Origin of the sequence: Mycoplasma suis str. Illinois (genome assembly GCF_000179035.2) — a bacterium.
Classification (GTDB): domain Bacteria; phylum Bacillota_I; class Bacilli_A; order Mycoplasmatales; family Mycoplasmoidaceae; genus Eperythrozoon_A; species Eperythrozoon_A suis.
In genome coordinates, this window is the sequence record NC_015155.1 from 393,326 (window position 1) to 406,593 (window position 13,268).

9 protein-coding genes and 1 tRNA gene are annotated in these 13,268 nt (G+C 32.3%); 4 read left to right on the forward strand and 6 right to left on the reverse strand.

The genetic code is table 4. The annotated features are described in order from the left end of the window. The first annotated feature begins 220 nt into the window (after positions 1-220). Both MSU_RS02345 and MSU_RS02350 read left to right on the forward strand, forming a co-directional pair. The gene (locus tag MSU_RS02345; protein ID WP_237696880.1) at positions 221-1,597 is read left to right on the forward strand and encodes a potassium transporter TrkG; all 1,377 of its coding nucleotides are present in this window, start codon (positions 221-223) and stop codon (positions 1,595-1,597) included. Between the two features lie 88 nt (positions 1,598-1,685). Then, positions 1,686-2,777, forward strand: coding sequence for a guanosine monophosphate reductase (locus MSU_RS02350; RefSeq protein WP_013609886.1), 1,092 nt, complete (start codon positions 1,686-1,688; stop codon positions 2,775-2,777). Positions 2,778-2,859: 82 nt separating this feature from the next. On the opposite strand, the gene guaA is transcribed toward MSU_RS02350, so the two are convergent. From guaA to MSU_RS02365, 3 genes are all read right to left on the reverse strand, one after another. Continuing rightward, complete coding sequence (gene guaA / locus MSU_RS02355) at positions 2,860-4,476, reverse strand: glutamine-hydrolyzing GMP synthase (RefSeq protein WP_013609114.1); 1,617 nt, start codon at positions 4,474-4,476, stop codon at positions 2,860-2,862. A gap of 27 nt (positions 4,477-4,503) precedes the next feature. After that, entirely contained in the window at positions 4,504-5,436 is a 933-nt protein-coding gene (locus MSU_RS02360) for an NAD(P)/FAD-dependent oxidoreductase (protein WP_013609887.1), read from the reverse strand. 56 nt (positions 5,437-5,492) lie between these two features. After that, positions 5,493-5,568, reverse strand: a tRNA-Ile gene (locus MSU_RS02365). Positions 5,569-5,784: 216 nt separating this feature from the next. Between MSU_RS02365 and MSU_RS02370 the strand changes: the two genes are divergently transcribed. Together MSU_RS02370 and MSU_RS02375 are read left to right on the forward strand one after the other, a co-directional pair. Beyond that, the gene (locus tag MSU_RS02370; protein ID WP_013609116.1) at positions 5,785-7,377 is read left to right on the forward strand and encodes a sigma-70 family RNA polymerase sigma factor; all 1,593 of its coding nucleotides are present in this window, start codon (positions 5,785-5,787) and stop codon (positions 7,375-7,377) included. 124 nt (positions 7,378-7,501) lie between these two features. Further along, positions 7,502-9,352, forward strand: a complete 1,851-nt coding sequence (locus tag MSU_RS02375) for a ribonuclease J (protein WP_013609117.1) — start codon at positions 7,502-7,504, stop codon at positions 9,350-9,352. Positions 9,353-9,407: 55 nt separating this feature from the next. On the opposite strand, the gene MSU_RS02380 is transcribed toward MSU_RS02375, so the two are convergent. The 3 genes from MSU_RS02380 to ptsP are packed head-to-tail and all read right to left on the reverse strand — an operon-like array spanning position 9,408 to position 13,264. Next, on the reverse strand, positions 9,408-9,638 hold the full coding sequence (locus MSU_RS02380) for a hypothetical protein (RefSeq protein WP_043885161.1): 231 nt from the start codon (positions 9,636-9,638) through the stop codon (positions 9,408-9,410). Between the two features lie 28 nt (positions 9,639-9,666). Beyond that, a complete protein-coding gene (locus tag MSU_RS02385; protein WP_013609888.1) occupies positions 9,667-11,484 on the reverse strand; it encodes a hypothetical protein in 1,818 nt (605 codons plus the stop codon). 34 nt (positions 11,485-11,518) lie between these two features. After that, entirely contained in the window at positions 11,519-13,264 is a 1,746-nt protein-coding gene (ptsP, locus tag MSU_RS02390) for a phosphoenolpyruvate--protein phosphotransferase (protein ID WP_013609889.1), read from the reverse strand. Positions 13,265-13,268: the final 4 nt, after the last annotated feature.

Below are 13,268 nucleotides of genomic sequence, written 5' to 3' on the forward strand. Positions count from 1 at the left end.
TTATAAATTCACCAATAATTCTATTGTCTATAAATAAGGAATTTAAATTTTCTTAAAAAATATAAAATAACCCTCTTTCTTTTAAAGTTTCCACTAATAAATTAAGTGGAAGAAAAATAAAGTGAAACCCAAAAAAGCTAATTTAGAGCTTTTTTGAAAAACATTAATTGGGAAGAATATTTATCAGAGAATTTCGAGAGTTTATTTTCTCGTTGTTCTCTTGGGCTTTGGAGCTCTAAATTTACCTTTTGCCAAGGGAAATGGAGGTGGCTCCAATGGAAATTGATTTTCCAATCTTTTCATTGCAGTTAGTGCCTTTACCACAACTGGACTAACAACTAATTCACTTAATTGTTCATATAGTTGATTTGGACAATTAGTTGTTCTTTTATTAATCCAAGTTGGTGGACTTGGATTAGTTACAAGCTGAATGTTCATAAAACATTGCTTCTTCAAAAGTAAAAAAAGAACAATTGAAGAAAGACTAAACCTTCACTCAGAAAGAGGAGGAATGAGCCAAGCTCATTCCTACGATATTGTTATGTCTGCTCTCAAGATACTTCTATCTTGTGAGGTAATAGTAGCTATACTATTAACTTTCTTCTTTTATTTTGTGGCACCAAGTGTTGGGTGCGCAGATAGTTTTAAAGGTGATTTTGTGAAATCACTTTGAGGGGGAATATTTCACTCAATCTCAGCAATAAATAATGCTGGATTGGATATTATTTCCCAGAACTCAATTATGCCCTACTCAAGTGGTTGGGGAATTATCCTATCAATAATATTTGCTATTTCTTCAATTATTGGTGGGATAGGATACCCAGTACTTTATGAATTCAAAGAATGGTGTAAGAATAAGAGAAGACGAAAGTCTTCTAAAAATATCTTTTCTTTATTCACCAAAATTTCTATTTTGATGCACTTTTTAATTACCATAATAGCTGCGGGAGCAGTTATTCTGGCAGAAACAACTAGTGGAAATCTTAGTTGTATTAAAAGTTGCTGTTTAAGTACATCAGAAAAAGTGTGACAACTACTTTATCTAATAATTTCTGCAAGATCCTCTGGATTTGCAGGACTAGATATTACTTCTCTTCACGAAAAGACTCAGTGAATACTTCTAATACTTATGTTTATTGGTGCCTCTCCAGCTTCAACAGCTGGAGGTATTAGAAGCATTACTCTTTTCCTAATAATAGGAAAAGTATGAGTAACTATGAGAGGAAGAAAATCACTTTCTATTTTCTCTAGAACTGTTTCAAGTCAAACAATTGATAATTCCTTCATTGTTTTCTTCCTTTCATCAGCTCTTGTAATAGTTGCTTCTCTCGTTATTCCAGATAAGAATAATGGAGGAAATGGAATAGCTCAAGAAATAGGAAGACATGCTAAACTATTTGAATCTTCTTCTGCCTTTGGTACCTCCGGATTATCTATCGGAGTTACAGGTAAAACTAACTGAGTAGGACATATTGTTTTGATGGCATTAATGTATGTGGGACAAATGGGTGTCCCTAATGTTTTGTCCTATTACACCAAATCTAGACCATCAAAACAAAAGATCTCTTACCCAGAAGAGAAATTAAGAATCGCTTAATATTAAATCTAAATATATTATTAATAAGTTACCCTTCGATATTTAGGCAAAAAATTAAATATATATAAATATATATAGTAAGTAGATAATGTCAGCAGAACAAGAAAACAATAAATTGCTTCCAAGCCTTTCATTAGGCTTGGAAGATGTTCTTATTGTTCCGGGATATTCTGATTTCTTACCTTATGAAGTTTCACTTGAAGTGAAGCTTAATAATGAAATGAAAGTTTCACTTCCATTTCTATCTGCAGCTATGGATACTGTTACAGAAATTGATATGGCAAGAGCTCTTCTTTCTGTTGGGGCTATTGGAGTTCTACACAGAAATCTAAATATTTCTACAGTAGTTGAGTGAATCACTCAACTAAAGAGTGAATTTGGAGAAAATAAACCTTATGCTGTTGCAGTAGGTGTATCTACTCCAGAAGAAGATATTAGAAGCTTAGTGAATTGTGGAGTAAATATGATTCTTATAGATTCCGCTCACGGACATTCTAAGAATATAGGTGAAAAGATCAAGGAAATTAGGGAAATAGCTCCTGATCTTTTCATAATCGCAGGAAATGTAGTTAGTGCTGAGGGAGCAGAATATTTGATTTCCTGCGGAGTTCAAGCAGTTAAAGTTGGATTAGGTTCTGGTTCAATTTGTACTACTAGATTGATTACAGGTGTAGGATCTGGAGAATTCAGCTCACTGATTGAAGTTTCCAGAGTATGTAAAGCAGCAGGAGTATTAACAATTGCGGATGGAGGTTTAACTTCTCCAGATGAAATTGTTAAAGCTTTAGCTGCAGGAGTTGATCTAGTAATGCTTGGATATTTATTTGCTGGAACTGATGAAGCTCCTGGGGAGAAGAAGATAATAGATGGAAAAGAACTAAAACTTTATAGAGGTATGGGATCACTTGGAGCTATGAAAGCTGGTTCTGCAGATAGATATTCAAAGCATTCTACTGATCCTAAGAATTGGGTATCAGAAGGAGTAGAAAGTTATGTTAGATATAAGGGAAGTGTTGATAGTGTTCTTTCATATTTGAAAGCTTCTCTCCAAACAGCTTTTGGTTACATAGGAGCTAAAAATATTAACGAACTACATCAAAAGGCTAAATTTGTTAGAGTAACTAAATCAGTTTCAAAGAAGTCACAAGTTCACGCAGTAGAAACGATACTAAACTTCTAGACTAAGAAATTTTCCTTAATTCCTTTTTCCCCTTTTTGGGGAAAAAGTTTTTAAAGAAAAACTTAATTAATAAAAAGAGAAATTATTCTCACTCTATAGTTCCACCAGGCTTAGTTGTTAAGTCGAATAGAACTCGACTTACTTGGGGGAACTTAGAAACCATTTTGTTTGCTAGAGAAACTAATTCGCTTAGCGGAATTTGGCTCACATTAGCACTCATAAAATCTATAGTTTTGACAGCTCTTAAAACTACAGCATTACCATAAACTCTTTGATCTCCCTTAACTCCAACTGCTTGACCTGGTAAAAGAATTGGGAAATGCTGATCACTGTATTTTCCAATTTTTCTTTCTATAAATTCTCTTTCCATGAAATCATGAAGAGAAGAAATAAGTTCCACTTTTTCTTTGGTAACCTCTCCAATAACTCTAATGGCTAGTCCAGGTCCCGGAAAAGGTTGTTGAGACAATAAGAATGCTGGAAGATTTAATCTTGCTCCCAGCATTCTTACTTGATCTTTAAATAAGTCAGAAAGAGGTTCAACTACCTTGTAAGGTAGTGAACTCTCATTTTTAACCATTTCTACATTATGATGAGTTTTTATCTTCGAATATTTCGAAGATAACTTACCTGACTCTATCACATCAGAGTAAATAGTTCCCTGAGCTAAGTGAGTGATATTTCTCTTAACTTCTTGTTCGTAAATTTCATCAAAAGTTTTCTTAAACTTTTGAGCTATTATTTTTCTTTTCTCTTCTGGAGAAGTTACTGACTTTAGATCATTAAATATACTGTCTTCTCAAGAAACAACTCTAAAGTTAGAGAATTTATTAGCAAAATATTTAATAACTTTTTCTTCTTTTTCTTTTGGTACTAATCCAGTAGAAATATATACTGGATAAATATTTCTATCTATAGTCATTTCTGCCAAGAAATGAATTAAAACACTAGAGTCTAATCCTCCAGAAAGAGCAACTAATATTCTTGCATCTTTTAGTTGCTCTTTATATTTTTCTCTTAATGCTTCTATTTTGCTATTAATTTCTCTAGAGTTATCTATTTCTTTATTGTTTTCCTCTAGTTCCACATTAGAAATTTCAACTAAGAAATTTCTAAATAATTGATCTCCGAATTCAGTTTCATTTAATTCTGGATGAAACTGAATAGTATAAATAGATCTAGTTACGTGAGAGGAAATCATACTTATTTTTCCTCTATTAGCTAGAGAATAAAAACCATGTCCTAATTTAGTAACACTTTCATTAAAAGAGCCTCAGATCTTAAATTTCTGAGGAATATTTAAGAATAAAGGATGATTTCTTTCTCTTTCTATTTGGCTTTCACCAAATAGAGGATCTACTTGTTCTATTTTTCCTCCAAAGAAATGATGAATAAGTTGCATACCAAAACAAATACCCATAATAGGTACTTGTTTTGAACTAATAATTTCATTCTTTAGTCAGGAATATCCAGCTTTATCATCAACTTCACTTACAGAAGCTGGACTTCCCGACAAAAAAACAACTCCAAAATTAGAAAAAGTAAATTCTTCGGGAGGAACTTTTTCTTCTTCAAAAAAATATTTAGTTATGTTGCAACCCAAACTCTTTAGTTTTCTCTCAAGTACACAACTGTACTGAGAGCCTAAATCAATAAAAAGTACTTTATTTTCTCTCTTAGAGCTCAAATTAACTGACATACAAGTTAATTTAAATAACTATTTTTATTAAGTCTGAATTGACTTAATAAAGTTCTTTATTGCTATTGCTGCAATAGCTCCATCATTCATTGCAGTAACTATTTGTCTTAATTCTTTATTAATAACATCTCCTGCAGCAAATATTCCCTTTAAATTAGTTCTCATTTCATGATCTACTAATATAAATCCTCTTTCATCTCTCTTCAGTGCTAGACTGGAGAGGAAATCAGTTTCAGGAAGCAAACCAATAAAGATAAATACTGCTTTACCACTTATTACTTTTTCCTCTCCAGTTTCTGAGTGAGTGACTAGAAGTCCACAGACTTTATCTCCATCTACTAATACTTTTTTTGGTTTGTAAGGGGTATGTATTTCTACATTCTCCTTACCTTTAAGTTGCTTAACTAATATTTCTTCTCCTCTAAATTCTCTTCGTCTGTGAACTAATTTAAGGTTAGAAGCCATTGCAGTTAAATATATAGATTCTTCTAGTGCGCTATTACCTCCCCCCACCACAATAACTTCTTCTCCTGTATACAAATTTCCCTCACAAATAGCACAATAAGAAACTCCCTTACTGTAGTATTCAGTTTCATTCTCTATTTCTAGTTTTCTTTCTCTCATTCCCGTAGCTATCAATATAGCTCGGGATTTAAAACTAGATTTTTTAGTCTCAATAGTTCAACTATTTTGAGACTCAACTATATTTAGTACTTCTTCAGTTTTTATCTCAACATTTAACCCTTTTAGTTGAGTTAAAAGGTTATCTGATAATTGAAATCCACTTCTATCCAGATAACCTGGATAGTTATCTATGAATAAAGTTTTAGTTAGTTTTCCACCTACTAAAGCTTTCTCAAGAATGAGAACGTTTAAACAAGATCTAGCACAATATATTGCAGCAGTAGCTCCTGCTGGGCCTGAACCAATAATGATTACATCTCATATTCGATCAGACAATATCCTTTAGTGAAACTAATTAAATTAAGTTATTACTATTATTTCCTAAATAATTTTGGTGGGACTAATGAGGTTCGAACTCATAACCTTACCCTTATAAGAGGTGTGCTCTGCCGGTTGAGCTATAGCCCCGTGATTTTAACTTAAATTTAAACAAAATTTATTAATTATTAACTTATATTCTTATCTATATAGATAGAAAAATATTTACATAAATTAATAAATTTTGATTAATTTTTGAAAAAACTAAAATTTAAATGTTAGTTGAAACTACTAAAAAATAAATTAGTATCTACTTAGGGATTTAAATTATTAGTTTTTCACTTTAAAAATAAATATATAGAATAGATGGCTAGAAAAAAATCAGAAGAAAAACTGTCAACCAGCAAGTCTGGTAAGACTAAGACTACTGAAAAGAAAGTAAGAAAGCCTAGAGCTCCTAGGGGAAGTAAGAAGAGCGGCTTAACAGCCGCTGAACCAAAGAAGGTAAAGAAAACAATAAATAAAGAATTGTTAGAAAAGAATACAAAGAAAATACAAGAAGTTAATGAACATCTTTTAGCTCTTAGAGCTGCAGAAAAAGCTCAAGAAAATAATTTTGAAAAAGCTTTTGTGTTGGAATCCAACTCAAAGAAACTGAAAGTTAAAAATGGTAAGAGCTTATTAACTTCTGTATTTCCACTAATTCTTAACCAAGCGACAAAACCTAGATTAGGAAAAGATAAGTTAACTGTTGAGGAAGCTGTAATGTTCTTGGAAAATCAAGAATCAATTCCGGAAGATTTCTGAGAATTACTAGCTCTTAAGTTAACTGAAAACTCTATTCAGTTAATTGATGGAGATAAATTAACTGAAGAAGAAAGAGATGCTCACCTTGAATATCAAGATGAAAATATTTCTAACTTCAGGTTCTATCATTCTTCAAGCACTAAGGACAAGATTAGTGACTCCTCTAAGTCATTCTTGTCAACACTTTGCTTCTCAAGAATGTTGACAGCTGATGAAGAAAAAAAGATTGCTCAATTAATGGATATTCCTGAAAAGAGAAGTTTTGCTGAAAAACAATTAATGACTTCAAACTTAAGACTAGTTATTTCAGTTGCTAAGAAATATTTAAATTGTGGATTTAATCTTGGAGACTTAATCCAAGAAGGTGTTTTTGGGCTTAGAAAAGCTATTACCAAATTTGACTACAAATTCGGTAATAAGTTCTCAACTTATGCTACCTGATGGATTAGACAAGCTATTACAAGATCGATAGCCGACCAATCAAAAATTATTAGAATTCCAGTTCACATGATGGAAGTCATCAATAAGATGACTAAGGCGGAAAAAGAATTAGTTCTTAAGACTGGTAATCCTCCGACTCTTGAAGAACTTTCTTCTGAAATGCAAAAATATGGAACTCAATTTACTCCAATCAAAATTAGTGAAATTAAAAAAATTAATGTTGATTTAGTTTCACTAGACAAGCCAATACTAAATAATGAAAGCTCTAACTTTGCGGACTTCGTTAGAGAAGATGGGGATGAAGCTAATCCGGAATGGATTGCTTCAAAAAATATTTATGAAGAAAAACTAAAGAGTTTGCTTCAAGAAACTCTTAAGAAAGATGAGTACTTAATTCTTGCACTTCACTTTGGTTTAAATAATCAAGAATCTCATACTGTAGAACAAATTTCTCAATTATTTGCCAAGAATTCTGATTATTTCTCAGGAATTCTTACAAATAAAAAAATAAAGAAATTATTAACTCCTACAACTGCTTCTGGAAAAAAACCAACTAAAAGAGGTAATGTTTACTCTTCAGCTAGCTTAAGAAACTTAACAGCTGAAATAGAAAAATTCAAAAATGAAGCTATTAGAAAGTTAAGAGAAAAAGCAAAAAATACTGATCTTCAAGATGTATTCCTTAATGTACTTTCCGAGAGAGAAGCTTAGTAAAAGAGATTATTTACCAACTTCAAGAGAGCAAGAAAGAAGTCTAGTCTCCTTCCTTTCTTTTTAGTTTTTTAGAAGTAAAAAGAAGTATCTCCAATAAAAACTAAAAAGAAAGTAGTTTAGTATGGTTTTTCACACAGTAGAACAACACATATTCGAATGTAGAAAAAATAAGCAAAAGGATCCTACTTTCTTCTATTCCATTGGAGGAATAGAAGAAATAGGTAAGAACTGCTACTGTGTAGAACACCTTGATGAAATAGTCATTATGGACTTTGGAATCAAGTTCGGTAATAAGTTAACTCAACCAGGTGTTACTGGCGAAATTCCAAACTTGGATTACTTAATTGAAAATCAAAAGAAAATATTTGGTCTTTTGATAACTCACGGACACGAAGACCACATTGGGGGAGTTCCACACCTAGTGAATTCTCTAGACATACCTGTTATATATGCTCCAGCTTTAGCTATGGAACTTATAAAAAAGAAACTAGAAGAAAACAAGATTGAAAGACTTCCGAAATTGGAAGTCTATGATCCAGACACAATAATATTCACAAAACATTTTGCTTTTGATGTTTTCCCAGTTAATCACTCAATTCCAGACTCATTTGGATTTGCTATTTCGACTCCAAATGGAGTTGTAGTATTTAGCGGGGACTTCAGATTTGACTTAAAGAACAAGATAGATAGTAAAGCTTTCCAAAGACTTATAAGTATTGGAGGAAGACAAGTTGATCTTCTTCTGTGTGAATCCACAGCAGCAGCTCAACCTGGATTCAATGAAAGCGAAGCAACTATCATTCAAGAGCTAAAAAATATTATTTCTTCCTCCGAGGGAAGAATAATAATTACTTTCTTTGCTTCCAACTTAGGAAGAATAGAGGAAATAGTTAAGTTAGCTAGTTCGGCTGGAAGAAAAATAATAGTGTTTGGTAGATCTATTGAAAGTAGCTTAAAATGCTCTCAAGCAGTTGGAATTCTTAATTCCAATGAACTTAAAAATGTATTTATTCCTTCTTCAGAAATAAATACAGTACCAGATAAAAAGATACTTATTATCTGTACTGGTTCCCAGGGAGAAGAATCCTCAGCCCTTAATAATATTTCTAAGGGTCTACACCCAATAATTCAACTAAAGCCTTCAGATGATATTATTTTCTCTTCAAATGTAATTCCAGGGAATAAACAAGCAGTTAATGAATTAGTAAATAGACTTTACAAGTCTGGTTGCAGACTATTCTTGAACTCAAATGAGTGCAAGATTCACGCTTCTGGTCACGCAACTAAACTTGAACAACAATTATTTATTTCCTTAATTGCGCCTTCATTCTTAGCTCCAGTTCACGGAGAAAAGAAAATGTTACATGATCTTAAGAGAAATATCTCAGAACTAAAAATAGTTCCGAGTGAAAATATTTTTATTCTGAAGAATGGAGAAAAATTAAAGATATTTAATAGAAAAGTGACTAAAGCTGAACCTGAAGAACATCTTCAATTTAAGTTCCCTTACTATGTAATGGAAAATAAATTGACTGACCATGGTAGAGAAACATTGGGGGCTAGAACTAAGTTAGCAACCAATGGGTTGTTAACTGTTTCTATGACAGTAGATCTATCAACTAAAAAATTATTCTCTATTTCTCCAGTAACAACTATTGGTTCTCTCTCATTCTCCCTATCAGCTGAAATTCTTAGAGATTTAGGGAGAATGATTTCTAAGAATACAGAGGAATTATTTAATAACAGTAAAGGAGGATTATCAAAAGAAGATATTATTTCCTCTAACTCAAAGATAATTACTGATTTCTTCAATAAGAAAGGACATAAGATTCCTCAAATACTAATACTATTAGAAGAAACTAATAGTAATGAATTGTGAGAGAATTCTATAAGTGCTAACACTTACAGTAAGCCAGCTCCTGCGGGAACTCAATCTTCTGAGCAACAATCCAATTCTTCTACTACTAACTAGTTAACTAGTCTTTAAATTTTTCCCCTTGACGGGGAAAAAGAAAAACTAAATTAGTTTATTGTTGTTTCTTTCCTTGGTTTTGAGTTCCCTCTGTTTTTATATTAGTTGTTGGTTGTGTCTGAGATCCTCCTTTTAGGGATTCTATGTTTGGTTGAATAGTTACTTTAGGAACTTTCTTTGTTGAGCTATTTTTTTGACCTTTTTCAGTTTGATTTTGAGGAGGTAGTGTTTGTAAAAGTACTACTGAAGTTCCTACTGTACCTGCTATGCCAAAAAAATTAAACAATTTAAAGAAAATACTCATTTAAAACTCTTTATTTAGTCTTTACTAGACTATCATTTTTAGCATTTCTTCCCACTAGGATGATTGTAGAGGGAGGAATACTTTCATTTATTGGTTCGCAGAAATTTTCATCTGGATCCCAACTGTGATTATTTCCACTTCCATTAGTGATTCTTCTTTGAACTCTTTGTGAGAATAAGTCAAAAGAAAAAGTTTCCATTAAACCTAATTTTTCTGAATAACACTTAGATGATAAAGGTTTATCTGCCACAACTCCAGCAACAATTTCGAAAGATACTAATTGTTTTTCTTCTGCAGCTTGAGAGGGAGAAGAGGAGGGAGAACCTCCTCCCCCTCCCCCTCCTCCTCCACTATTATCAGAAACTTGAGAAGTTTGTTCACTTTGATTTTTTTGTGTAGATTCAAGTAATTGAATTTGATCTCCTACTTGATAATTTCAAAACTTGTTATTTGTGCCAACTAAGTAATATTCTTCACTACCTCATGTAAAAATTCCTGTAACAAGATTTGAGAGAAGATTTCCTCATGAATTTTTATTTTCATCATTTTTGTTTAATTCTGAATATTTTTTCTCATCTAATTTGTACATCAATCTCATATCTAAACCAGAAAGATCTGCTCCTTTTTCAGTTACTGGAATTAGAGGGAATCTCCAAATTCCATTAACTCCTACTTTTTCCTCAAATTTTTGTTGTGGCTGGTTTGGTAATTTTTTCTTTCTTTCTTCGTTAGTTGAGTTTTTTAATTCATAAACCTTTCTAGGCTCTTCTTCTTTTTTACCTTGATTTTGAGTCCCTTCAGCCTTTTTTCCTTGGTTAGGGGTTCCCTCCGATTTTTTACCCTGATTAGATGAACCTTCTGCTTGTTGAGCTATTTGCAATTGTTGTTGAGCTTTACTTTTCTTAACCAACAATAGAGATGCAGGGAAAGCTGAATTTTTAAATTCAAAATCAACATCTTGGGATTTATCTCCCATTAAAGGGGCTTTTAGTTGGAGTGTTGTAATTTTTTCATGATATTGATTTTCAGAGTATTTGTTAACATTATTTGGTTTTTTAGCTAACTCAATTTTTATCATTGAGTTAGCCTTTGTGATTTTACTTTTATCTAGTTTTAGGAGATAAAAAGCTCCTTTTTGATAATCATCATTATTTTTTAGTTCAAGATTTTTTAATTGTTGTCCTCTTGTATTTATTTGAGAAATGTCGAAAACTTGAGGACCTAAATTAGATTTTTTCTGTTGAGATTGTGGGATTGATGAAGATGATGAAGAAGTTGAGGAGGATGAAGAGGAACCACTACTTACTCGAGAAACTTGCAAAGTTTGTTGTTGTGGATTTTGATCCTCCTTATTTAATGGGAAAATCTTATAGATTTTGCAATTTGGGTCATATTCCATTGTTACGTCTTTTATTCCAGTTCCACTATCTGCTCTTGAATATTCAAAATATCTGCATCAATACTTTTTTTCCCCAAAAATTTGTTTACTTTTTAAGTTTTCTTCCCTTTTTTTCTTGATTTCTTCCAATTTACTCTTAACTTGACTTCCCTGCTCCTGTACTTGAGACTCCTGTTGTTGCTGCTGTTGTTCTTGTTGCTTGGCCTGTTGAAGTTGCTTAGCAACTTCTTCAGCCTTAGTAATGATATCTTCCGGAATGTGTGGTATTCCAGTATCGAATAAATCTTCAACTGCCTGAACTAGAAAGAATTCTCCATCAAAAGTCATGATGGAGGTATAGTAAGTATTTAAAAGATGAGTTCCTATACCAGCTCCACTAGGAGCTAGTAAGAGAGAGGCAGCTAATTTAGCTCCCCTTCAGAGAGCCAATTTAGTTGGTTATCTCTTTAAACTAGAGAGTTCTTTATAGAAGAATATTATTTTCTTCTAAGAACTTGGTAGTTAATCTAACTATTTCTTCTTCTGTAGAAAGTTCTAGAGCTTTTTCAGCCAACTTTTGAATTTCACTGAAGTGAACATTATTAAGAACTCTCTTAATAATTGGGATTGAAGGAGCTGACATTGAAAGAGTTTCAATTCCCAAACCTACTAGAAGAATAGCTGAATGAGCTGAACTAGCCATTTCACCACACACACTCACATCTATTCCAGCTTCCTTAGCTGACTTAGCAACCATACCAATTAATTTCAGAATAGCTGGGGAATTAGGTTGGTAAAGGAAATTAATATTTTCGGACATTCTGTCCACAGCATTTGTGTATTGGATTAAGTCATTCGAGCCAATAGAAAAGAAGTCAGCTACTTTAGCTAACTTATCTGAAATAAGTGCAGCTGAAGGAACTTCAATCATTAATCCTACAGGAATATCTGAAGGAATAGGATATCCTTCAGATTCAAGTTGAATTTTTACCTGTTCAACTAGATATTTAGCTTCCATAAATTCTTCAAATGTAGTTATCATTGGGAACATAATTTTTATTTTTCCTTCACAACTAGCTCTAAGGATAGCTCTTAATTGAGTTATGAAAGAATCTTTTTCTTTCAAACTCATTCTTATAGCTCTATAACCAAGGAATGGGTTAGCTTCCTTAGGGAATGTGTAGTAATTTAATGTTTTATCTCCCCCTATATCTAGTGTTCTTATAGTTAAGGTTTCATTTTCACTTAACTCAGTAAGAGTAGTCTTATAAGCTTCATACTGAGTTTCTTCTGAAGGTCATTCAGGACTCTTCATATAAAGAAACTCGGTTCTAAATAAACCTACTCCTCTTCCTCCGAACTCTCTAACTTTTTTCATATCAGAAGGTTGACCAATATTTCCTAATATTTTTATTTCCTTTCCATCAAGTGTTTGGCACTTCTTAGTCTTATATTCTTCCCATATTTTCTTAGTTTCTTCAAATTTCTTCTCTCTTTCTCGGAATTCCTTTAGAAGTGGATCTTCTTCTGAAGAGAAGCCATGATACACAAATCCTGTTTGTGTATCTAGAGCTATTATTTCTCCATTTTCTACTTGAGAAGTAATATTTTGGGCTGAAACTATAGCTGGGAATCCCATAGTTTTAGCCATAATAGCTGAGTGACTTGTTACTCCTCCAACTTCAGTAACAAACCCCTTAATAAATTTCTTATTTAGTAGTGATGTTTCGCTAGGAGTCAAGTCATTAGCAAGTACTATACATTCACTATCTATTTCACTTAAATTACTTCGTTCTACATTCAAGACTATTGTTAATAGTCTTTCTTTCAAGTCTCTCATGTCTGCAGCTCTTTCTCGGAAGTATCTATCTTCCATATTTTCAAAAATATTTACATATTTGTCATAAGCTGTTTTAATTGCTCACGCAAGTGAGCAATTCTCTTCATAAAGAATATTCTTTATTTCTTCTCTTATTTCTTCATCTTTCATTAATTCTTTGTGAGCTCTAAAAATATCTGCTTTTTCCTCGGAGATATTTTTAGAAGCTAATTCAATTAAATTGTCAATTTGCTTAATAGCTTTTTCTTCCACACTTTGGAAGTAGTAGTATTCATTTTCAGGACTAGTATCAGATTCTTTCTTGAATACTAACTCTTCTTTCTTGAATATGTAAGCCTTACCTACAACTACCCCTTCCCCAATTCCTAATCCTTTGATAAATTTAGACATCTAT